This window comes from Rosistilla ulvae (assembly GCF_007741475.1).
Classification (GTDB): Bacteria; Planctomycetota; Planctomycetia; order Pirellulales; family Pirellulaceae; genus Rosistilla; species Rosistilla ulvae.
Genome location: NZ_CP036261.1, coordinates 175,054 through 198,410, shown reverse-complemented (window position 1 = coordinate 198,410; position 23,357 = coordinate 175,054). Strand labels below are relative to the sequence as shown.

Genomic DNA, 23,357 nt, shown 5'->3' with positions numbered 1-23,357 from the left:
GGTTCAAGCGGGACGGCCGCTGGCGACACAAAGGTCGTGCTCGCGCAGCCACGCGACCAGGTCGCTGTAGACCGATTTCGCCGACAGTTCAGTCCGATCGAACTGCAACATCCGTTGCGACATCTCGCGTCGCATCGCCGCACTATCGACCAATCGCTGGCAGGCAGCGGAAAATTCCGCGGCGGTATCGGCAACCAACACTGCCTCTTTTGCTGCTTCGGAGAGCCCTTGAGTGCTGTGGGGATGGACCACCAGCGGCTTGCCAAACCGAAACGCTTCGATCGTCTTGATTTTGATGCCGCTTCCAAACCGGATCGGATTGATCACCACATCGACTTGGTCATAAAAAGCGTCAAGCGGTTGCACCACGCCCAGACAGCGAACCTGCGGTGCCCCTGAATCCGTTGGGCCATCCATCTCGCTGCTCAGCGATCCGGCCACGAGCAATTCAACATTCTGCGCCGACAGGCCGTTATTCCAGACCTCGTCGATAAACCATCGCAGGCCATCGCGATTCGCGGCATTGCCAGATCCAATCATCCCGATCCGGACGGGGGCGTCCGGCAACCGCCGCTGCGGATCGATGACATCTGGCCTCGCGTGCCGATCGTGATCGTGACCGACTTGAACGACGTCGACCTCGGGCACCATCGCGCGAAGCGTCTTCGCTTCGTCGGCTTGGGCGGCGAGAATCAAATCGAACAGGCCAAGCGCCTGTGCCTCTTCGTCGCGAGTGATCTCGATCCAATGGTCGGCTCCGTACCGCGAGAAACTCTGTTGCCGCTGGTGCAGCACGTCCTGCGTATCGACAACCGCCAGAAAAGGTCGCTGGCCGGACGGGAACGCTTCCAACAGGTTGCCCCAGATAACGTAATTGCAGAGGACCAAATCGGGATGCAGGCGGGCGACCAGTTTTTGAAACTGCGCCGCCGCAGCTGGCCAGCGATAGGTTTGCAGCGTGCCCGGCGGCGACTTTGAAACACCGGCAGCTTGAGAAGCGGGACGCTTCGCTTTGCGACGTCGTCGACCGAACATGTTCGCGATACCGTGAACTCGCTTTGCAAACCAAGAGCCATTCGGATCAAACGCAACGATTTGCAATCCGAGTTCGCGCGTCGCCAGGATGTCGCTATCGGTCAGCGGCACCATGTAGAAGCAGGTCGCGCGAAAACCTTGCGACTTCAGAAATTGCAACAGTGCCCAAGATCGCTGCTGCGATCCATTCTCGCGCCGCCAGAACGGTTGATCGGTAACGAGTAACAGAGTATTCATTGAGCGATCATCATAGCCATTGCTTCCAACCGAATTGTCAGAACATCGATGCTGCGTTTTTTAAAGCCGAAGCCGCCGGAGCTGTTTTTCATCCGTGGGTACGCCAAATCAGGGACCAATTGGTTGTGCAATCTGATGAACCTGCATCCGCAGGTGCGGTGTTGTGGCGAGTTTCATTTCCCAACGCTATTTCGTGGACTGTTGGGGGAGCAGGAAGATCTCACGGCACTCCTGAAGAAGAATGAATATCGTCCAATCTTGGAAGATCGCTTGCATCAGATGATCCGAGATCTCGTCGTCGACGTTTGCGGGCCTGCACGACTGTGCGGCGATCGCACGCCATGTCCGCTGCGGTCGTTGATCATCCCCGATTCGAAGACCCTCTACATCACCCGCGACGGTCGCGATGCGATGGTCAGTTGGACTTACCACAGCATGAATTTGGATATCGAAGAGTGGCCGGAAATGAAAGCCAAGGTAAAGCAAGTTCAAGCGGATCCCAACTACTTCGAGACCCACAAAAACGAACTGCTCTCGTGCGAGCAGAGTGTACGGGCATTTGCCGCGCAATGGAACGCGGTCGTCTGCGATGACTTCGACGTGATGCGCGCCGCCGACCGCGGCGAGATCCTACTGGACTATCACTGGGTGCGGTACGAGGATCTGCATCGCGACACGCTGGCTCGCCGCGATGAAATCTATCGATTCTTGAACCTCAACCCCAAACAGGCGCAACCGTTGACCGCGAAGACCGAAGCGGGATTTGGAAATGGGAAGACCAATCGGCCCCACCACTTCTATCGCCGTGGATGCGCCGGCACCTGGCAGGAGTATTTCACCGACGAACAACGCAATTGGTTTGAATCCGAAGCAAGCGAAGCGTTGCAGTTGGTCGCCGCATGAGTTTTTTTTAGCTCCGTGGAGCCCGGAACTCTCCCCACGAAATGCTCGCACGAATCATATGCGAGACCCATTCATCGGGCTCTACAAAACGACGCTTGATCCGATACAGCAGCATCGAATATATCGCGTCGAAGCCATTGGCCATCCGTCCTGTGACGGTCCGCCCCGCGGCGACATTCTCCATTCCCTGGCCAACGAAATAGTCGCGGACAAATTTTTCGCTGGCCCGTCGCGCGGGCACGATATGTCGAAGCGGCGCGCCCGGGACCCAGCGTCCGCGTCCTCCGCAGCGGACGATTTCCCGCAGCACTGCGATCTCTTCGCCTCCCATCATTCCCGAACCGACGCGTCCCCACCGCGGGTCGTAGCGATGGGCCTGTTGCACATCGGTGCGAACGGCGAAGTTCGCGCCGTATGGCAAACGCTCCGCCGTCAGTTCGACCTCTGCATCCCCCAGCATCCGCGGCGAAAAGGCCGGATTGCACTTGGCCCATGTTTCGGAAATCCAGTCGGGACATCCGGGCGGTTCAAACCATGGTTCGATACAACCGCCAAAAAAAGCGATGTCCGGAGCCGCCGCAAATGCGCTGCGATAGGCGTTCAGCCACTGCTTGGAAACCAAAACATCGTCGTCGGTCCAGAGAATGTAGTCGCCCGTCGCTGTATCGATCGCGCGATTGCGAGAGAGCGACAGCCCCTGCTGAGGTTCGTGAACGTATCGAATCGGCAGCTGTTGGGCGAAGCTCCCAATCACATCGGCGGTATCATCCGAAGAGTTATTATCGACGACGATCAATTCCCATTCGATGGGATCGCCCATCTCCATTTCGGCGATCGATTGAAGCGTGCGTCGGAGCAAACCGGAGCGATTCCAGGTGCAGATCGCGACGCTGATCTTCATGAACTTCCGACTCCCTGTTCGGCAGCCAATGCCATCAAATCGCTGTAGAGAACCGCAACGGGGTCCTCGTGATACCGCTGCCGAATGTGTTGTCCCGCCAATTGGCCGATCTCTTGCCAGCGATCTCTTTTTTGCCAAGCCGCTTCGAGTGCGTGGTCGATCAGTTCGGCTGTCGCAGCCGGTGCGATGAACCCCGTCTCGCCATCGCGGATCAATTCTCGATTGCGGCCGACAGCTGTCGTGACGCAAACGCGATTGCACAACAAGGCTTCGACGACTGCCAACGCGGCGCCTTCAAAACGGGAGGGGAGAACCAGACCGTGGTGATTCGCCCACAAATTTTCAATCTGTTCGGAGAAGCCTTCGTAATGAATCTGATCCTGCAATCCATGCCGCGCGATGAGGTCTTCGGTTTGCCGAAGAAAGCCCTGCGATTCGCCGTACAGATGTAGCGACAGATTCCGCTGTCGCCATTTGTCTTGCCGCAGAACGTCGATCAACAGGTCTTGGCCCTTGGAGGGAAAGTGCAATCGCCCGACACAGGCCAAACGAAAACCGTCGCGATCGGTTGGCCAGGCCGGTTGGGCATCCCAGGAAACATTAAACGGATTGTCGATGATCTTTGCCGTTTCGATCCGCATCGCCAACATCGTCTCAACACGCTCAAGATTCTCCTGGGAAACGAAATAGACTCTGGCCGCACCGGCATACGCGGCTCGGAAGGCGTCCAGGAAATACGAATCGAGATAGTCGGGGCTGGCGCATTGGACATTGATCGCGTAGGGAATTTGCCGACGCATCAGCTCCGCTGCCGGGGAGACTGTATTTAAATGATAGCCGAGGGTAACCAGGGCCAGATCGGGCTGCTCTTTGGCCAACCACCGCTGGATATGCTGGGCATCGGTCTTGGGCCACCGCGCGGGATTGAGGCTGTTGAACCACGATGGCGGATGCGGCACGGGCCGCGTGCTCACGCTCGCTCCTGCTCGACGAAGCGATTCGAGCGCCTTGGCCTCGGGATCCCAGCGGCGAAAACTAACGCAAACTTGGTGTGCGTCGGCCCGCATTCGGTGCGCGACTCGCGACCAAAGAACTTCGCTGCCGCCCCACGGCATGCCTGTCATCGTGGAATAAAACGCGAACTTCAATGGGGGAGCACCTGATCGATGACAGCGACGAAGGCAAGTGAAGCGATCGATGTCGCTTCGGCGTGAATCTGCAGCATGCTATCACAGCAAATGCTGTTGGTGAATCCGATGGGGTTTTGTTATCAGGCAACTTTCATTCGTTGAAATCGTTCAGTACCTGTCGGGACAAAATATCCGGTGAGCCTCCTTCTACTCATGTTGCGTTCCTCGTGGAGAGCGAGCCTGGCATCGATTGTCTTTGGTGGAGCCAGTGGATTGGCGATGCTTGGATTGATCACGTTGATCCATCAATCGTTCACGCAGCAAGCGGCGGCATCCAATCGCCTGGCGACTTTGTTCGCCATCGCTTGCCTGGCGGTGTTGGTTCTGCAGGTCGTCTCCAAGTGCATTTTGACCCGCCTTTCCCAGTCGACCGCGGCCCGACTGCAGTTTGAATTATGCAATCGCATCGCTGCCGCACCGCTGCCAGAATTGGAAGCCTGTGGCCCCCATCGCCTGCTGGGCACGTTGGGTGGAGACGTCGGTGCGATCACCAACGCGCTCTCGCAATTCCCAACCGTATGCGCCAATGCGATGGTGCTGATCAGCGGCCTGGTCTACTTGGCCAGTCTGTCGCTACCGCTGGCGATCGGCTCGGTGATCATGGCGTCGCTAGGCATCGCCAGCTATCTGGGCGGATTGCACTGGGCCAACTACCACCTGCGGCAAGCGCGCGAGGATCGCGACGAAGTCAGGAAGCAGTTGCAGGCGATGGTGTTTGGGATCAAAGAGCTGAAAGGGAACAATCGTCGCTGCGTTGAATTCATGTACGACGTGCTGCTGCCGGCCGACACCGCGATGCGGGAACGTTTGATCAAAGGGACCGATATTCTCGGTGCCGCACACACCTGGGGACGTCTATCGCGTTTCATCGGTATCGGACTGTTGATCTTTGTCTGGCCGCGGTTCTGGCCGGTCACATCCGAAACCCTGATGGGATACACGCTGACGATCCTGTATCTGACCAGTCCTCTGGACAGCATCCTTGGCTGGTTGCCGGCGCTGAACAACGCCAACATCTCGCTCAATAAAATCAACGCGCTCGGGTTGATGATCGATCCGTCCAAAGCGATCGCTTGCGGAACGCAGATTCCCGAGTTTCGCTCGATCTCGCTCCGCAACGTCTCTTACGCCTACCGGTCTCCGCACTCCGACCAAGAGAGCTTCCATCTGGGCCCCATCGATCTCTTGGTGATGCCCGGCGAGGTACTGTTTATTGCCGGTGGCAACGGTAGCGGGAAGACGACGCTGGCGAAATTGCTGACCGGTTTGTACACGCCCGATCAGGGCGAATTGCTGCTGAACAAACAAGTCGTCGATCAGGCGGCATTGGGTGATTACCGGCAGATGTTTACGACAGTCTTCGTCGAGGGGCACCTGTTCGACCGACTGCTGGGAATCGATGCCAATCCGATGCAGTTGAAGCGTTGGGCCAGCATTTTGGGCATCGAAGACAAAGTTGATTTCGAAACCGGGCACTTCCGGCTTGGCAAGCTCTCGCGTGGGCAGCATAAGCGACTCGCCCTGCTGGTCGCCTGTTTGGACCAACGCCCCGTGTTTGTCTTTGACGAATGGGCGGCTGAACAAGACCCCGGGTTTAAAGAAATTTTCTATCGACACATCGTGCCTGAATTGACTCGCAACGGTCGATCGGTCGTCGCGATCACCCATGATGACCGCTACTTCTTCGCCGCCGATCGCGTCGTTGAGTTGGTAGATGGGAAGATGGTTTCCAGTCGACGGCAAAGGATCGCAGCATGACGAACAAGAAACCTAAACGCTCGTGGGTGAGACGTCTGGTTCTCGGTGGGGGCATGCTTTTCAGCATGCTTGCTGTCGCAGGATTCTTCTATGTGCGAAGCGTTAGCAATGCGCTGCCCGAACTAAGAACCGTCGATATCCAGCGACGCGACCTCGTGATCACGATTGGTACCACCGGCACGATCGAGCCGGATGAAGTGGTACAAGTAGGGCCCGAGGTGGCCGGCAAGATCGTACGCTTTGGCGTCGATCCCGACGACAAACAGAAATCGATTGGCGTCGGGGCTCGTGTCTCGAAAGGGACGGTCCTGTTTGAGATCGATCCGCAACAATTCGAGATGGGGCTGCAAAAGGCACAAGCTGCGTATGGTTTGGCGCAAGCTGACATCGGGCGTCTAGAGGCACAACTTGCCCAGGCCAGCCGAAACCTGCAGCGGGCGACGCAATTGCGGGCTACCAATACGCAGAGCGCTTTCGATGAGATCCAGACTGCGCACGAGATGGCAGCCGCCCAGTTGGCGGTTGGACAGGCGAGGTTAAAGCAGGCGGAGACCGAAGTCCGCCATGCCGAGATCCATGTGGAGCAGACAACGGTCCGGTCGCCGATCGATGGGATCGTGATTGACCGTCGGGCGAACCTGGGCCAGCACGTTCATGCAGGGCATCCCGGTCTGTTTTTGCTGTCGAAAGATTTAGACCACATGCGGATCCGGGCTTCGGTCAGCGAAAGCGACATCGGCAAAGTGAAGCTTGGGCAACCGGCGACCTTCACCGTCGATGCCCATCGAAACGACACGATGACGGGCCGCGTCGAGGAGATTCTGTTCAACGCCCGCCGACAGGGAAACTTTGTTACCTACGATGTGGTCATCGGCATCGACCCGACCGACATCGAACTGTTCCCACACATGACCGCCGATGTGGAGTTTGAAGTCTTGCGGCGAGACCACGCTTGGTTGGTCCCCAATGGAGCGCTCCGTTGGTGGCCCGACTCCAAACAACTCGAAAGCGGAGATCTGCTGGTCGATCGTCCTCAACAGCAAGACAATGCACGAGGCCCCAGCGAAGGCGAACAGGCTTGCGTTTGGGTCGCTGCCGGAGACGGACGGGTCCGCCCACTGAAGGTCCGCGTCGGAGTGGACGATGGGGTGCAGACCGAGGTCCAAGGGGATGGCTTTGCAGAAGCATTGCCGATCGTGGTTGGAACCGTCGACCGCACGACCCTTGCGCGGATCATTCCGACCGCTAAGACTATTCGATAAGCCGCGTTTCGCGATTTCATTTGAGCAGCGATCTAAGCAGGGATCAGAAGATTGATTGAACTGGGCAACGTCGAAAAGACCTACCGGGTTGGCAATTCCGACCTGCCCGTCCTGAAAGGGATCACGCTGAACATTGCCGCCGGCGAATACGTCGCGCTGATGGGCACCTCCGGTTCCGGCAAGACCACGCTGATGAACCTGTTAGGTAGCCTGGACCGGTTGACCCGTGGGCTGTATCGGTTCGCCGACATCGACGTGTCGGAATTGTCGGCCGGCGAGCTGGCTATCTTTCGCAATCGCCACGTTGGATTTGTATTCCAGAATTTCAACCTGCTGCCGCGGACCTCGGCGCTGGACAACGTGCTGCTGCCAACGCTCTACGCCAGCGACGATCGGTCGCAAGCCGAGAAGGTTCAGTACGCCAAACAACTGCTAGAGACGGTGGGACTTGCCGGGCGTTTAGACCATACGCCCAACCAACTTTCCGGTGGCGAACGGCAGCGCGTCGCCATTGCTCGGGCTTTGATCAACCGTCCGCGATTGTTGCTCGCCGACGAACCGACCGGCAACCTCGACTCGAAGACCGAGCTCGAGATATTGGCATTGTTTCGTAAACTGAATCTCGAACATCGCATCACGCTGGTCGTTGTCACGCACGATTCGCAAGTCGCCAAAAGCGCTGACCGTATCGTTCATATGAAAGACGGTGTGATCGCCGCGGATCAACAGAATGAATCCGATTATTCGGCTGTCGAGCACCTCCTACCCGATCCGCCAACAAAGCTCTCCGGTGGCAGAAATCGACAGCACCTGGCGGCTACGCTCAACGCAATCATGGTCGCGATCTTGGCGCTTCGTCGCAACGCCCTGCGCACGGCGCTGACGATGCTGGGGGTGATCATCGGCGTGGCATCGGTCGTCAATGTGATGGAACTGAGCAGCGGTTCCTCGCGAGCAATCAAAGAGACGGTTGCCAGTATGGGAGCCGATATGTTGACCGTCATGTCCACGCATACCTCGTCGTCTGGAAGACGCAATCGCTACATCCCTTTGACGCCGACGGATGCCGATCAGCTGGCGGAGCAATGCCCCGCGGTGAAATTGACGGCGCCGATCGTGCATGGACAGGTGCAACTTGTGTATGGCAACCGCCGCAGTCGCCCGACGTTTGTGGTTGGAAGCACCGCCGACTACCTGCGGGGACGCCACTGGGACGATACCGACATGGGCCAATTGTTCACCGAAGAAAACGTCTTCGATGCGGCGAAGGTTTGCGTGATCGGGCAGACGGTTGCCAGCGATCTTTTCCTGGACGACTATCCCGTGGGGAAAGAGATTCGCGCCAACGGGATCTCGCTGCGCGTTGTCGGTGTCTTGTCGGCAAAAGGTGGTGACGTGATCGGCAACGACCAAGACGACATCATCGTCGCGCCCTGGACAACCTTTAAGTATCGCTTAAATGCCAGTTCGCACGCCGCGCCGCGATTCGCTGCGTTTGCAGACCAAATGCCAAAAATGCAATTGGTATCGAGCCGCCAGTCGACGCGAAATGAAAACCTGAGTCAGATCTATGTGCAGGCGATATCGCCGGAACATGTGGGCGAAGCGCGGCAACAGATCCGAGAGTTCCTTGCCCGTCGGCACGACGTCAGCGAAGACGTTTTTCAGATTCAAGATCTCACCGAGGTCTCGAAAGTTACAAATCAAGTTGTCTCCGGGCTGGCGGCACTCGGCTTCATTATCGCCGGCGTTTCGCTGCTGGTGGGAGGCGTTGGGATCATGAACATCATGTTGGTTTCGGTGACCGAACGAACGCGAGAGATCGGGCTGCGGATGGCCGTTGGCGCCGATCGCTCTGCAATCCTTCGCCAGTTCCTGATCGAAGCGACCGTGTTATGTATGATCGGTGGTCTGGTTGGAATCGTGTTTGGACACCTTTGTTCGATGGCGATCGGTTGGTTTATGTCGTGGCCCAACGAGTTGTCGCTGACCGCCGCGATCGTCGCCGTCGGTGTCGCTGCCTTTGTCGGCATCCTGTTTGGATATTATCCGGCGAGAAAAGCTTCGCTGTTGGATCCGATCGACGCCCTGCGATTTGAATAACTATCGAACAGCTGGACCCGCAGCGGCCGGAGGTTGAGCCAGTTGCGTGTTGGTTGAGGAATCGTCGCCCGATGGCGGTTGGGCGAACACCGAAGGCGCGTTTAACGCAAAACGACATTCATCCGTTGCTGGCGTTCCAAAACCAACGCCCATCGTTTTCAGCAGCGTTCCGCGAGCGTAGTGCAATTTGATAAATGCAAGGTTGTAATCGATGACGCTTCGTTGATATTGCGTTTCGGCTCGCGTGGCGCGAATCTGCGCCTCCAGCACATGTTCAACCTGAGCATCGCCGGCCGCGTGCCGCTGGGTTTGAGCGTCCAAGCGGATCATTGCCGCATCGTGGCTGAGCGCCATGTAGTGCATCGTCCCCAGGGCGCGATCGAGTTCGATGAAAGCGGTTCGCAGTTCCGATGAGATCTGCGCTCGCTGTGCATCAGCGAGCGCGTGCTCGCGGCTCAGCTGAAGTTCGGCGTTGCGGATCGCTGCGTTTTCGCGGCTGTTCTGAATCGAACGGCGATAATCGATCCCGATCTGCCAACCCTGCAACGCCTCGCTGAAGAGCGCGGTGTCGGTGGTTGGATCATCGGCCAGGCGACGGTATTGGCCAACGATATCGACCTGCGGACGGCGAAGGTTCTTGGCCGCTTTCCGTTCCAAAATACGTCGGTCGATATTCGACTGCTGGATCCTCAGCTCAAGCCGCCCGGTCGTTGCCAACGCGTTGCTCTCGTGCCAATCGAATCGGATCGCTGCTTTGAGCGGAGTTCCGCTCGGATGCAACAAGCGGCCGTCGCAAGCCGGCATGCCCAGCAGCGTTCTCAGTTTCAGTTCAATCGCATAGACGCCGGTCTGCCCATGCCCGGTCCCGGCGATGGCGTTGCGGACTGCAGCAACGGCGGAATAATACTGTTGCCGCGCGATCGCTTCGACGTCTGCGGGGCTGACATTCGCAGCGGCCCGCTCTTGCTCTCGCTGCCAGGAGTTGTGCGCGTTGTCCAGTGCTTTCTGCTTGGCCCTGAGATTTTCATAGGCAAACGCCAGCTCCCAGTAGACGATGCTCACGTCGCGCACGAGGTCTCTTACCGATTTCTCGACTTCCAGTTGCGCCTTGCGCTGGCCGATTTTCGAGATCAAGACGCCGCGATATAAGCCCGGTTTACCAAATGGGCCGGCGATGTCGTTGAATTCGGTCCCGGCTCCACGCAACAACGGGTGTCGCACCTCGGCACCATACGCAGCATAAAGACCTCCGGCCAGTTGTTTGTCGTAGCCGCCGACGCCGCCGACAGCCACCTTGGTTCCGCTGCGAAGCATCTGTCCCCAGCCAACTTTTGCCATCGTCTCGGGTTGCGAAAAGACGCCGAACTGTCCGCTGGAGAATGCCGAGTTGACGGAACTGCCCCCGCCGTTCCAAACCAGCGCGGTTTCAAACTGCGTGTCGTAAGCCGATAGCGCCGCGTCGATACCAATATTGGGATCGCTTGCGATCACGGCTGGATCGAGCGTAGTGCGAATCGCATCGGGATAGGTCAGCACGCGACCACCGTGATCCTGGATCACTTGGCTGTTCGCAAGCGCTCGCTGGACCGCGTGGTCGAGCGAGATGTCTTCTTGCGGCAGCTGCTGAAAATCATCCACGCTCGGCGGCGTGAGTTCGACCGCGCCCTGGATCGCGCTATCGCTCAGTTCTTTCGACGCCTGATAGTTCACCAGGGCGATGGCAGATTCAGCCGACGTCGGCTCGGTGGCCGGAGATGTTGCAACCGTCAATTTCTTGGAACGGATGCCGGGAAGTTTTGCTTGGGAGCGACATCCCTGGCCGCAGAACAGCAGCGGGGCAAGCAGCAACACAGCAATCGATCCATAGCTGTGTTTCATCTTCAAACTCTCAACACCTCTAATGACGCAACCCTTGCAATCCCGCGAACTGTTGGGCTACGCGACCAGGGGTAGAATGAACCATTAGCAGTATCGGAAGCACGAAGCCAGAAAATCAGCAGGACGACTACGATCCCGCTCGATCACCTAATCGTCAAAGTTGCTCGTGGGGGCCGACAACGAGGATCTCCCATACCAGCACGAAGCGCAAGCGAGTGACCCCACTTACGCTCGCGTGCTCGTATTCACGAGTGGTTGGCGTGCGCTTGGATGCGGCATATCGTTTGGCTGCACCTCCCGCCATTGCTCAAACAGCCTTGGCAACGGAGGCTTTTCCAGGCGAGGCGCATCGCTGTTCGGCATTCGCCTATTCGGGGACCTGCACGACTTCGCCGCCGTTGCGAGTCGTCAATCCGGTCAGCAGCACCTGGTCGATCGTCTCGGCAAAAAGGCGAACGCTTCCGTCGGCGAGTGCGAAGTGGGCTCCGCCTGGATGGAAGCTTGAGAATCCCTGAGGGCGGAAATCGAAGATTCCACCACCTGGCACGGTGAACGGGCCGTTGATCCCGGTGGAGGTGTCAAAAGCAGCGTAGATGGTGTAGGAGTTCGCGTTGAAGCCGCTGGTGCTTTGCCCCCTGGCGTCTCCGGTGATTTCGCCAACCATCAATGTCGAAGAGGTGCCGTCGATAACGTCTCGCAGGCGTGTTTCGGACGCGCCAAATAAGATGCCATCCCCATCGGAACGCGGCCGAACGCCAAGGGTTCCCGAGGTGTTGCAGCGCCAGTCGCGCGAATCGGCCACGCCAGCCATTTCCGTTCGCGGGTAGGCGAGGACAATTGACGATGTCCCTTGGTTGACCATCGTCTCCGACTGAGGCATCGACGGGCACAAGAAGGTAGCCACTGGCCCAAGCGCCGTATCGGGGTCGAAGTTCGGCGCGTGGACGACTGGCTGGCTGACGCTGAAATCAATCGCGTCGTAACGGTTTTCCTGCTCCATGAACGGCAGGATATGAACGCCCCAAGAGAATCGATGAGCGCCAGTGAACCCGCTGCACCCGCCGGAGATTCCGGCGCCAATGGGAAACTTGCGAAACGTATCGTGGTGGTTGTGTAGCGCCAACGCGACCTGCTTGTAGTTCGACGAGCACGACATGCGTCTGGCCGCTTCGCGTGCAGCTTGAACCGCCGGCAGCAAAAGGCCGACCAGAATCCCGATGATGGCAATCACCACCAGTAACTCTACCAACGTAAAACCATTGCGCAACGGTACGGCTTGTCTCTGTCGATTCATAGGAAAGTTCCTTCTGTAAACTTCAAGGAGGGAAAAACGAGGAGCAGATTGGAAAGGGGGAGAGGAGGTGAGCGTACAGGGGCGGAACGTTTTAACGCTGACGCTGCCCCTGGGAAGAAACGCGCCCTGGCGTTGCTTCCTTGTATGGGTGATGTGGGTTCTCAACAACTTCGAGGCGTCGCTTGGCTTGCCAGCTTTCAGATGGGCCAGGATCTCTCGATGCTCCCGCATCACAAGCTGTTCGTTTTTTTGGCGTACTTCGTCGGTGATGGGAGAGAGCGAATGGAAGTGTTGGACAGAATGAGAAAACAATCTGTTTAAGGTCTCGTTCTCTGCGAGCGCCAGCAGCGTCTGATGGAAGCGGAAATCGGCTTCGTTGAATTCCATCGTCAGCCCCGACCGATGCAGTTCCTCCATCGTGTCGCAGATTCTTTCTAGCCGCGACAGATTGCGTCGCGGTGATCCGGGCGCGAATGTCAGCTGCAGTGCACCGATCTCGATCGCGACGCGAGCATCTCGGAGCGCGCGGAAGTCGAATTCTTCAGGGTGCGGCACAAAAAATCCGCCAGTAGAACGCCGGTTCAATAAACCGTCGTGAGTCAGCAGGACCATCGCTTCACGCAACGCAGCCCTCTGAACTCCCAGTCGCTGCGACCACTCCACTTCTGCGAGACGACTCCCGGCGGGCAATTGGCCACAGGCGAGCACTCTACGGAGGGCCGTGTAGCACTTCTCGCTAGCGTTCAGCAGAACGGGGCGTCCCAGTTTGATGGTGTTGCGGGCAATCATAGATAAAAACTTAGCCCAAACTGTCGACAGAATCAAGCTTTTTTTGACTACACACATTGCACCACCAACGACTCCAGGTCGAGGGTTGCTGCGCTAACCAGATTTTCGAAATTTGCTTGCCAAACGATGCAGAAACCGCAAGCAACCACTCTTTCCCCAGTATTCCAGCACCTATTCGAGGAATGCCAAGATCGACGACATGCTGCTAACGTGCAAACAAACGAGACTTCCCTGCCTGGCAAATCGGGATATTCTGTCTACATTAAACTGCGAGTTATCGCACCACTCCCTCCTTCCGCAACGCTATTCAATCGAGGAATTTCAGGCGATGTACATTCCAGCAAGCATGCGATCCCCCGTTCTGACGCTCTCCTTAGGACTACTTCTGGTTACTGGATGCGGCGACGGGACCGATCCCAATCGGCGCACCATCTCCGGCCGCGTGACGTTTCAAGGGAAACCTGTCCCGCAGGGAGAGATTCGATTCGCTCCCGTTGCTGCCGGTTCGGCGTCGGCGGCGCGGATCACCGATGGCAACTTTGAAATTTCACACCGTGGTGGCGTCATGGTGGGCGAGTCGACGGTCAGCATTGTGGCCACATCGCAAGCCAGTTCCGCCACTCAGGAGGAACTGGACAGCGGCGTTGACCTTGGCGCCGCGATGACGATTCCCAGCAAGTACAACACGCAGACCGAATTACGCGTCGAGATAGAGCCGGGCGAAGGAACGCAAGCGATCGATTTCGACCTCGTTGATTAGCGTCGCGAGATCGTGGCTCACGATACGAGCACGACGCGCATGCGAGTGAACACACGGCGCATGCGAATGGATTTCGATCACTCGCTTGCGCTTCGTGCTGGTATTTCAGAGAACACAGCCGAAGCCGGTGGCGTTCGAAAACACGTTGTTCGTTCAACGCCACCGCGACGCGAAGGAATCTTTAACGCAGAGTCGCAGAGGACGCGGAGCGTTGACCTGCCAACCTCCCGCCGCGACACAACTCCTCTACGTCCTCGGCGGCTCTGTGTTTCCAAAACGCCGCAAGCCTAGTGTTCCCGCCGGGGGCGGAAAAACTCGACGGAGTCGAGTTTTCAACTTTGGCAAACTCAATCGCTTCGCGACGACTACTTCACGACCAAGTTGACCAGGCGTCCGGGGACGACGATCTTCTTGACAACCTGTTTGTCGCCGATCGCGGCGATCACTTTTTCGTCGGCCAAGGCGATCGCGAGGACTTCGTCTTGCGAGAGGTCGGCGGCGACTTGGATCTTGGTGCGCACCTTGCCTTGAATCTGGACCGGCAATTCGATCGTCGATTCAACAAGTGCCGCTTCGTCGTGCTCGGGCCAAGTGGCGTAAGTCAGCGTGCCGTCGTGACCCAGCAGGCCCCACAGTTCTTCACCGATGTGCGGAGCGTACGGAGCCAGCATCAGGACAAAGCTCTCCATCGCCGCGCGAGGACGGACCTTCTGCTTGCTGAAGAAGTTGACGAACTCCATCATCCGCGCGATCGCTGTGTTGAAGCCCAGCGTGTCGGTGTCGTGCGTGACCGCTTTGATCGTCTGATGCAGCACACGGTTCTGCTCTTCGGTCGGCGCGACGTCTTGCACCTCCGCAGCCAACGCTGGCGTTTCGGCATCTTCGTCGGCGATCATCCGCCACACGCGATCCAGGAATTTGCGGATACCGCCGACTCCGGCCATGTTCCACGGCTTGGTCGCTTCCAACGGGCCCATGAACATCTCGTACATCCGCAGCGTGTCGGCACCATGGACTTTGATGATGTCGTCCGGGTTGACCACGTTCCCGCGGCTCTTGGACATCTTGTCCGCCTTGGGCGTCAGTTCAATATCGGTTCCGGCTAGATAGGTTTGCCCCTGACGCTTTTCGGTCATGTCGTCCGACAGATCGGCACCGCCAGCGGTTTGCTGCAGGATGTACGAAACCTTGTCGTTATTCTCGACGCGAACTGGCGTCACACCAAGCGACGTCAATTTGGCTTCCGCCGCCTCGGCTGCCGCTTCGCTGACGTGGTACTGCGGTTGGCCCAAGATCATTCCTTGGTTCACCAAGCGGCCAAACGGCTCGGGGCAACTGACGTGCCCGCGATCGAAGAGGACCTTGTGCCAGAAGCGAGAGTACAGCAGATGCAGCACCGCGTGTTCGGCGCCGCCAATGTACAGATCGACCGGCATCCAAGCCTTTTCCTTTTCGGGATCGATAAAGGCGTCGCCGTTCTGGGGGTCGATAAACCGCAGGTAGTACCAACACGAACCGGCCCACTGAGGCATCGTGTTCGTTTCACGTTTGTAACGCTTGCCGTCGATCTCGACATACAGCCATTCGTCGGGCGATTTGCCCAGCGGCGGTTCCGGTTTTCCGTGCGGTTTGTAATCTTCCAGATGCGGCAGATCGATCGGCAGGTCGGCGACATCGACAGCGCGGATGTTGCCCGTCGGATTGCCGGCGTCGTCCAGTTCGTGCAGGATCGGGAACGGTTCGCCCCAGAATCGCTGGCGACTGAACAACCAATCGCGCAGCTTGTAATTGACAGCTTCGTGCCCGGTCCCTTCGGCTTCCAGCGCCTCGGAGATCTTCTGCTTGAAGTCGGCCGTGGGGACTCCGTTGTATGGACCGCTGTTGATCGCGTTGCCGTGCCCGGCGAAACAGGCTTCGCCCGCCAGCACCTGATCGCGCTCTTCATGCACCTCGCCCGGATCGACGACCGGCGTGATCGGCAAGTCGAACTTCTTGGCGAATTCAAAGTCGCGTTCGTCGTGCGCCGGGACCGCCATGATCGCACCGGTGCCGTAGTGAATCAGCACGTAATCGCTGATCCAGACCGGCGTCGGTTGTCCGTTGACGGGGTTGATCGCGTAGGAGCCGGTGAAGACGCCCGACTTCTCTTTGTCCTCCTGACGCTCGCGGTCGCTCTTATTCGCCGCCGCTTGGCAGTAGGCTTCGACCTCTGCTTTTTGATCGTCGGTCGTCAGGCGATCGACAAACGGATGTTCCGGAGCGATGACCATGTACGACGCGCCGTAAAGCGTGTCGGGGCGGGTCGTGTAGATCCGCAAGCTGTCGTCGGTTGGCTTTGCAGGAAACTCGCTGCGGGCACTTTTCCAAGTCTGGAAGTCATCGACATCGCCTACAAAGAAATCGACTTCCGCCCCCGTACTGCGGCCGATCCAATCGCGCTGCATCGTCTTGATGCTCTCGGGCCAATCGACCGACTCCAAGTCGTTCTGCAAGCGGTCGCCGTAAGCGGTGATCCGCAACATCCACTGTCGCAGCGGACGGCGTTCGACCGGGTGGCTGCCCCGTTCGCTCTTGCCATCGACAACCTCTTCGTTCGCCAACACAGTCCCCAGCGCCGGGCACCAGTTCACCAACGCATCGCTCTGGAAGGCCAAGCGGTGATCGTCTTGGTAGCTGCGGACCGCGTCGGCTCCCGCGGCGGTGACCTCTGCCGGGATCGGCAGCTCCGCAATCGGACGCCCCTTCTGTTGATCGGCATCGAACCACGTGTCGAACAACACCAAGAAGATCCACTGGGTCCAGTGGAAGTATTCGACGTCGGTGGTGGCGATCTCGCGGTCCCAGTCGTAACTGAAGCCGAGCGACTTCAGCTGCCGGCGGAAAGTGGCGATATTCTTTTCGGTCGACGCCCGCGGCGGCGTGTTCGTTTTGATCGCGTGCTCTTCGGCGGGCAGGCCAAAGGCGTCGAAGCCCATCGGGTGCAGGACCGAGACGCCGCGCATGCGGTTGAAACGGGACACGATATCGGTCGCCGTGTAGCCTTCGGGGTGACCGACATGCAACCCATCGCCGCTGGGATAGGGGAACATGTCCAGGGCGTACAGCTTCTTGTCGCCCGGCATCTCGGGGGCGGCGAAGGTTTTGTTCTGCTCCCAATACGCTTGCCATTTCGGCTCGATCTGGGCAGGGTTGTATCGTGGCATCGGATCTGCTGAGGAAGAGTTTTATTAAGGAAATACAGTGCGTTTCGCGTCGAGGCCCGATTTTACCGGAGCCTGCACCATGCCGATAGCCACGCACCGGCGGCCGATCTTCTGCCTCGCCACGATGCTCCAATGAGCCTCCAATGCGGCTCATCCGACAAATGGGGGAAGCCCCAACCACTCTCTAACCTCGAGCCGGAAAGAGCCTCCACAGACGGCGGTCCCTACTGCGGTCATCCATGCAGTACACAACTGTTCAGGAGCACCCGAGTTCGACATACTTGTAAAATCGGCTGACCGCATACGGTTCATTGTTTTACGCTGTTTCCGAGATCGACATCCTTTTTCAATCGGCAGGACACCACCGCCGATCCCGCTCGGCAGTGAGCGAGGCAACGCGGGGCGAGCCAAAACGCCGACTCATCAATTGGAAGGAAGATTTTGTGGACGCGATGCAATTGTTGCAGTGGGTGAACAATCCCTCGGTGATCGTTGGCCTATTTTCCACCGCGGTGATCCTGGTGGCGATCGATTTCCACTTCCCCATCGACTGGCCGGCGCATCTGGGGTACGTCGCGTTTGCGTTGGGGCTGTTTCTGGTGATCCCGCTGAATCTTGTCGCCAGCACGTTTGTGGGGGTCCTGGGTTGGTTGTTGTTGGAAATCATGCACGCGTTACTGTTCGGCCGTTTTTTGACCAACGCACCCGGAAGGGCCCGATCGCGACCGGCGGTCGACGATTCGTCGGAACCGTTGGATCTCGACGCCTGATTCGGATTGGAGGATTTGGGAATGCCTTTTGGATTTGGTCGCCGCAGCAACAGCGGTCTGAAGCTGCGGTTGATGATCGCCGCCGGGTTGGCGTTGTTCTCGTTCATCTCGTATCTGTCGACCGGGCAACGGAATCCGATCACGGGCGAAAAGCAGCGGGTTGCGATGAGCCCCGATCAAGAGATCGCGCTCGGATTGCAAGCCGCTCCGGAAATGGCAGCTCAGCACGGCGGGCTGCATCCCGATCCGCAGGCCCGAGCACACGTCGACCAAGTTGGCCAACGGCTGCTGAGCGGACTCGACGACTACGTCCGCGTGAAACAGGGAACCAATCCGTTTCAGTTTAAGTTCCATCTGCTGAAAGATCCGCAAACGATCAACGCCTTTGCGTTGCCCGGCGGACAGGTGTTTATCACTGCGGCTTTGTACAGCAGACTGCAGACCGAAGGGCAATTGGCCGGAGTTCTGGGACATGAGATCGGGCACGTTCTCAGCCGCCATGGAGCGCAGCGGTTGGCGAAACAGAAACTGACCAGCGGCCTCGTCGGCGCGGCGGGCGTTGCTGGCGGCGACATCAGTTCGGCTCAACTGGCTCAAGCGATCGGCCAGATGTTGAACATGAAATATGGCCGCGACGACGAACTGGAATCCGATCGCTGGGGCGTGCTGCTGACCGCGCAAGCCGGATACGATCCGCGGGCGATGCTGGGCGTGATGCAGATCCTCGACGAAGCGAGCGGCAGCAACGGGCCGCCGGAAATGATGAGCACGCATCCCAAACCGGCGAACCGGCAGGCATATATCCAGGAAGTCCTACGATCGGTATTTCCCAACGGCATCCCCGAAGGGCTTGATCCTTAGCGTTGCAGCGACGCACTTGCAGTTAGTGGGCTCGATTCGCCCATGGATGGCCCAAGCCACAAATTCCGAAGGATTTTGCAATCCATACGACACGCTTCCCTAGCAATCACCGTGTTGGATCGGTCGTCAACAAACCGATACATTACTTAGGAATGCTCTTGCAACCGAAGGACAGCACAACACAGAGGCGGCGACATGATTGGAAAAATGCAAAATACACTGGCGGTCATTCTGGCTGGCGGTCGAGGTTCGCGGTTGGAGCCTTTGACACGCGACCGCGCCAAGCCGGCGGTCCCTTTTGGCGGACTGTATCGGATCATCGACTTTGTCCTCTCGAATTGCCTCAACAGCGGCATGCGACAACTGCTGCTGTTGACGCAGTACAAGGCGCAAAGTTTGGACCGCCACATCAACCTCGGCTGGCGTCCCTACTTCTGCCGCGAACTGGGCGAATTCATCGACGTCGTTCCACCGCAACAGCGGATCGACGATCAGTGGTATCAAGGAACCGCCGACGCGGTCTACCAAAACATCTATGCGATCGAGCGCGAGCGGCCCGAATATGTAGTCGTCTTGGCGGGCGATCACATCTACAAGATGAACTACGAATCGATGGTCGATTTCCACATCCAGACCAAGGCCGACCTGACGATCGGAGCGTTGCAAGTCGATCGCGAATCGGCGAAGCAGTTTGGCGTGATGCAGATCAACGAGGACAACCGAGTGATCGGTTTCCAAGAGAAGCCCGAGCACCCACAAACGATGCCCGGCGACGATCACCACTGCCTGGCGTCGATGGGAATCTACGTCTTTTCGGCTCGCTTCCTGTTTGAACAACTGTGTCGCGACGCCACCCTGTCGGGCAGCCGCCACGACTTTGGCAACGACATCATCCCCGCAGTGATCGGCGACCATCGTGTCTTTGCGTTTCCGTTCCGCGACGAAAACCGTAAAAACGACGCCTACTGGCGCGACGTCGGTACGCTCGATGCCTACTTCGAAGCGAACATGGATCTGATCACCGTCGATCCACAATTGAATCTCTACGACAACAAGTGGCCGATCCGCACCTATCAACCCAACATGCCGCCACCGAAGTTTGTCTTCGGCAGCGAAGGGGATATGGATCGCCGCGGCGAAGCGCTCGATTCGATCGTTTGCCAGGGTTCGATCTGCAGCGGTGGCCATGTGCGACGCAGCATCCTCAGCCCCGGCGTCCGTGTGAACAGCTACGCCGACGTCGAAGATAGCATCGTGTTTGAAGGAGTCGAGGTTGGTCGCCGAGCGAAGATCCGCCGCGCGATCATCGACAAGGGCGTCGTGATTCCGCCCGAAACGACGATTGGTTATGACGTCGAAGCCGACCGAGCCCGCGGGTTCATGGTCACCGACAGCGGGATCGTGGTCATCGCCCGTGGCGAACACATCGACGGCGGCGGCGCGTTCAGGCACGAGTTGAGCAACCTGTCGGCGAATCAATAGACTTGTCGTTGAACTTCCAGCCCGATAACCGCAACACTCCAACATGCTGGACGGCTTCGCAACGGAGCCTTCCAGCATGAAACCTTTTTATGACGAACCGCAATTGATGACGACTCTCAGCGAGGAGGGCGTTCGACGTGCCGCTTAGCCAATCGATAATTTTCTTTACCGGCGTTGGCGTCGGCGCGTTGCTGTTTGCTCTGGGAATCTGGGGCGGGTTCGGCTGGGGGCGTCGCCGCGGGCGGCGCGATGCAACCGCGCCACTGCAAGGTGCGGAACTGTTGGGCATCATCGAAGCGCTCAGCCAGTGGACTAGCGAGTACTCGGGGAACGTCACCCGTTATCAAGACGAACTCAGTTCCGCCGCGCGCGTCGTCCAAGAGACGATCGAAACGGGGAATCCAAAGACGACGCCGATCGTCAAAGTGCTCGACGACATCATGACCAGCAACCAATCGCTCAAGCAGCGACTGGACGATGCCGAGCGTCAATTGGAAAAGCAGACGCGTTCGATCGAGGCGTACATCTCCGAAGCCCGAACCGACGCGCTGACCAAATTGCCCAATCGTCGCGCCGCCGACCAACGGCTCGATGAAATGTTCTCGGCTTGGCAAAAAGGTGGCCCCGGATTTGTGGTCGCGATGATCGACGTCGACCACTTCAAACAAATCAATGACCGCTACGGGCATCCCGAAGGGGACGCGGTGCTGCAGCACATGGCCCAATTGCTGACCAACCATATCGAGGGCGCATACATGGTCGCCCGCTTTGGTGGCGAGGAATTTGTCGCCCTGATGCCCCCGCCGCTGCGAGTCGCCGCCGATCGAATCGACCGCTTCCGCAAAATCGTGGCCGATCAAACAGTCACCGTTGCCGACCAGGAAATCGAGTTCACGATCAGTGTCGGGGTGGCCGAATGCCGGAACGACCTGCTGATCGGCCCGATCGTTCGCCGCGCCGACGAGGCGTTGTATGCAGCCAAAGGAATGGGCCGCAACCGAGTCTACTTCCACGACGGCAAACAGCCGATTCTGGTCGGCGCCCCCGAAGTCGCGGTCTAACGTGTCGTGCTGTGCCAACGCGGCTCCAACGGCTCGCCCACAGCAGCTTGGCCGACGATTCCAAGAGTTCTCCCTTCCTGTCCGCTCCCCTGTCCCGCTGCTGGTATCGCCACACGCAACTGGTCTATATTAACATCAGCATTGACGCCAAGCTTCCTGCCTGAGCCCACCTGACGATTGAGGGATCGATGAGTAACGCCAGCCAACCAACCAATCCAAAGTTCCAAACGACTCCCTATCCGATCGATACGATGCCCCCGGGCATCCCTTACATCGTCGGCAACGAAGCGGCCGAACGGTTCAGCTTCTACGGCATGAAGGCGATCCTGACCGTCTTCATGACCACGTACCTGCTGGGCGACCACGGTCTAACCGATCCGATGAGCGAAGGGGACGCCAAGTTCTGGGTCCACGTGTTTGTGATGGCCGCCTACTTCACGCCGCTGATCGGTGCCTTCGCCGCCGACTGGTTGTTTGGTAAATACAAGACGATCCTCTGGCTCTCGATCCTCTACTGCTTCGGCCACCTGGCGTTGGCGCTGAACGAAACCCGGATCGGCCTGGCGGTTGGCCTCGGGCTGATCGCATTTGGCACCGGAGCGATCAAACCGTGCGTCTCGGCTCACGTCGGCGATCAATTTGGCAGCAAGAACTCGCACATGCTGGAGAAGGTCTTCGGTTGGTTCTACGTGGCGATCAACCTGGGCGCTTTTGCATCGACGCTGCTGACGCCGTGGCTACTGGACCGCTTCGGGCCACAAGTCGCATTTGGTGTCCCCGGCATCTTGATGGCGATTGCGACCTTCCTGTTCTGGATGGGTCGAAACCGATTCGTCCACATTCCCGCGCGTGGAGCGGTTGTCTTCAAAGACGCCTTCACCGGCGACGGGCTCAAAGCACTCCTCAACCTGGCACCGATCTACATTCTTGTTGCGGTCTTCTGGAGTCTGTTCGATCAAACGGCGAGTGCTTGGGTTTTGCAAGCCAATCACATGGACCGCACGGTCTTCGGGTTTGAACTGCTGTCGAGCCAGATCCAAGCGGCCAACCCGTTTTTGATCCTGATTCTCGTTCCCACCTTCAGCTACCTGATCTATCCAACGATCACCAAAATCTTCCCCCTGACACCGCTGCGACGCGTTGGGATCGGAATGTTCCTGACCGTCGGCGCCTTTTCGATCAGCGCGTTGATCGAAACCGCGATCCAGAACGGCGGCACGCCTAGCATCGGCTGGCAGGTATTGGCCTACATCATCCTGACCGCAGCGGAGGTGATGGTTTCGATCACCTGCCTGGAATTCAGTTACACACAAGCGCCCAACAGCATCAAAAGCATCATCATGAGCTTTTACATGCTCTCGGTTTCGCTGGGCAACTTCATCACCGCCGGTGTCAACGCGGTGATCTCCAACGATGATGGTAGCTCAAAATTGCCGGGCGCATCCTATTACTGGTTCTTCACCGGCCTGATGCTTGTCGCCGCGTTCCTGTTCATCATCGTGGCCTACATGTATCGCGGACGAACCTATATCCAAGATTCTGCTCCCGAAACGGAAATCGATGCGGAAGCGTCGGCGATGAACTGAGCTTGATGCCAACGCGACCGTTCAGCCGCCGACCTGCGTTTGGTCTGCGGGTTTACACCCGCAGCTAGATGCTTTCGCAGCTTCGCGGCGGAGGAAGCGAATCGCGAAGCCCGTGACTTCATGCAAAACGGCTTCACGGCTGAGGAAATGAATCGCGGAGCGATGGCAGCATTTAGCCGTGGGCGCAGCCCACGGAACCGTACGCCCTAAACAATCGCGTCAGCCGCGGAGCGGCGGCAGCAACTCGCCGGTGACAAACGTGCCGTCGTGCGAAGAAGGCAAAT

16 protein-coding genes are annotated in these 23,357 nt (G+C 58.3%); 10 read left to right on the top strand and 6 right to left on the bottom strand.

The genetic code is table 11. The features are described 5' to 3' along the window. Positions 1 to 3 precede the first annotated feature (3 nt). The gene (locus EC9_RS00755; RefSeq protein ID WP_145341512.1) at positions 4 to 1,272 is read right to left on the bottom strand and encodes a glycosyltransferase; all 1,269 of its coding nucleotides are present in this window, start codon (positions 1,270 to 1,272) and stop codon (positions 4 to 6) included. 48 nt (positions 1,273 to 1,320) lie between these two features. Between EC9_RS00755 and EC9_RS00750 the strand changes: the two genes are divergently transcribed. Next, the gene (locus tag EC9_RS00750) at positions 1,321 to 2,175 is read left to right on the top strand and encodes a sulfotransferase domain-containing protein (protein WP_145341510.1); all 855 of its coding nucleotides are present in this window, start codon (positions 1,321 to 1,323) and stop codon (positions 2,173 to 2,175) included. A 7-nt stretch (positions 2,176 to 2,182) separates the two neighbouring features. Here the strand turns inward: EC9_RS00750 and EC9_RS00745 are convergent, their stop codons facing one another. After that, positions 2,183 to 3,076: a glycosyltransferase gene (locus EC9_RS00745; protein ID WP_145341508.1), complete on the bottom strand. Its 894-nt coding sequence runs from the start codon at positions 3,074 to 3,076 to the stop codon at positions 2,183 to 2,185. Continuing rightward, complete coding sequence (locus EC9_RS00740) at positions 3,073 to 4,200, bottom strand: glycosyltransferase (protein WP_145341506.1); 1,128 nt, start codon at positions 4,198 to 4,200, stop codon at positions 3,073 to 3,075. The genes EC9_RS00745 and EC9_RS00740 overlap by 4 nt, the downstream gene beginning before the upstream one ends. 219 nt (positions 4,201 to 4,419) lie before the next feature. Between EC9_RS00740 and EC9_RS00735 the strand changes: the two genes are divergently transcribed. From EC9_RS00735 to EC9_RS00725, 3 genes are read left to right on the top strand one after another with little or no spacing between them, the layout of a single operon-like run. Continuing rightward, positions 4,420 to 6,024 (top strand): cyclic peptide export ABC transporter, encoded by a 1,605-nt coding sequence (locus tag EC9_RS00735; protein ID WP_246105899.1) that lies wholly within the window; start codon positions 4,420 to 4,422, stop codon positions 6,022 to 6,024. Beyond that, positions 6,021 to 7,286, top strand: coding sequence for an efflux RND transporter periplasmic adaptor subunit (locus EC9_RS00730; RefSeq protein ID WP_145341503.1), 1,266 nt, complete (start codon positions 6,021 to 6,023; stop codon positions 7,284 to 7,286). Before EC9_RS00735 ends, EC9_RS00730 begins: the two co-directional genes overlap by 4 nt. A 51-nt stretch (positions 7,287 to 7,337) precedes the next feature. Further along, complete coding sequence (locus tag EC9_RS00725) at positions 7,338 to 9,389, top strand: ABC transporter permease (RefSeq protein WP_145341501.1); 2,052 nt, start codon at positions 7,338 to 7,340, stop codon at positions 9,387 to 9,389. Here the strand turns inward: EC9_RS00725 and EC9_RS00720 are convergent, their stop codons facing one another. Continuing rightward, a complete protein-coding gene (locus EC9_RS00720; RefSeq protein WP_145341499.1) occupies positions 9,390 to 11,267 on the bottom strand; it encodes a TolC family protein in 1,878 nt (625 codons plus the stop codon). It abuts the gene before it with no gap. A 367-nt stretch (positions 11,268 to 11,634) separates the two neighbouring features. Then, positions 11,635 to 13,350 (bottom strand): DUF1559 family PulG-like putative transporter, encoded by a 1,716-nt coding sequence (locus tag EC9_RS00715; RefSeq protein ID WP_218934487.1) that lies wholly within the window; start codon positions 13,348 to 13,350, stop codon positions 11,635 to 11,637. Positions 13,351 to 13,678: 328 nt separating this feature from the next. On the opposite strand from EC9_RS00715, the gene EC9_RS00710 reads away from it, so the two are divergent. Further along, on the top strand, positions 13,679 to 14,110 hold the full coding sequence (locus EC9_RS00710; RefSeq protein WP_145341497.1) for a hypothetical protein: 432 nt from the start codon (positions 13,679 to 13,681) through the stop codon (positions 14,108 to 14,110). 365 nt (positions 14,111 to 14,475) lie between these two features. Here the strand turns inward: EC9_RS00710 and leuS are convergent, their stop codons facing one another. After that, a complete protein-coding gene (gene leuS / locus EC9_RS00705) occupies positions 14,476 to 17,313 on the bottom strand; it encodes a leucine--tRNA ligase (protein ID WP_145341495.1) in 2,838 nt (945 codons plus the stop codon). Between the two features lie 443 nt (positions 17,314 to 17,756). Here leuS and EC9_RS00700 point away from each other — a divergent pair, with 443 nt between their 5' ends. From EC9_RS00700 to EC9_RS00680, 5 genes are all read left to right on the top strand, one after another. After that, on the top strand, positions 17,757 to 18,083 hold the full coding sequence (locus EC9_RS00700) for a hypothetical protein (protein ID WP_145341493.1): 327 nt from the start codon (positions 17,757 to 17,759) through the stop codon (positions 18,081 to 18,083). 21 nt (positions 18,084 to 18,104) lie between these two features. Further along, positions 18,105 to 18,944 (top strand): M48 family metalloprotease, encoded by an 840-nt coding sequence (locus tag EC9_RS00695; RefSeq protein WP_197452956.1) that lies wholly within the window; start codon positions 18,105 to 18,107, stop codon positions 18,942 to 18,944. Between the two features lie 207 nt (positions 18,945 to 19,151). Then, positions 19,152 to 20,426, top strand: coding sequence for a glucose-1-phosphate adenylyltransferase (glgC, locus tag EC9_RS00690; protein WP_145341491.1), 1,275 nt, complete (start codon positions 19,152 to 19,154; stop codon positions 20,424 to 20,426). Between the two features lie 137 nt (positions 20,427 to 20,563). Then, positions 20,564 to 21,487 (top strand): GGDEF domain-containing protein, encoded by a 924-nt coding sequence (locus EC9_RS00685; protein WP_246105898.1) that lies wholly within the window; start codon positions 20,564 to 20,566, stop codon positions 21,485 to 21,487. A gap of 188 nt (positions 21,488 to 21,675) precedes the next feature. After that, positions 21,676 to 23,073, top strand: coding sequence for a POT family MFS transporter (locus EC9_RS00680; protein ID WP_145341489.1), 1,398 nt, complete (start codon positions 21,676 to 21,678; stop codon positions 23,071 to 23,073). Positions 23,074 to 23,357: the final 284 nt, after the last annotated feature.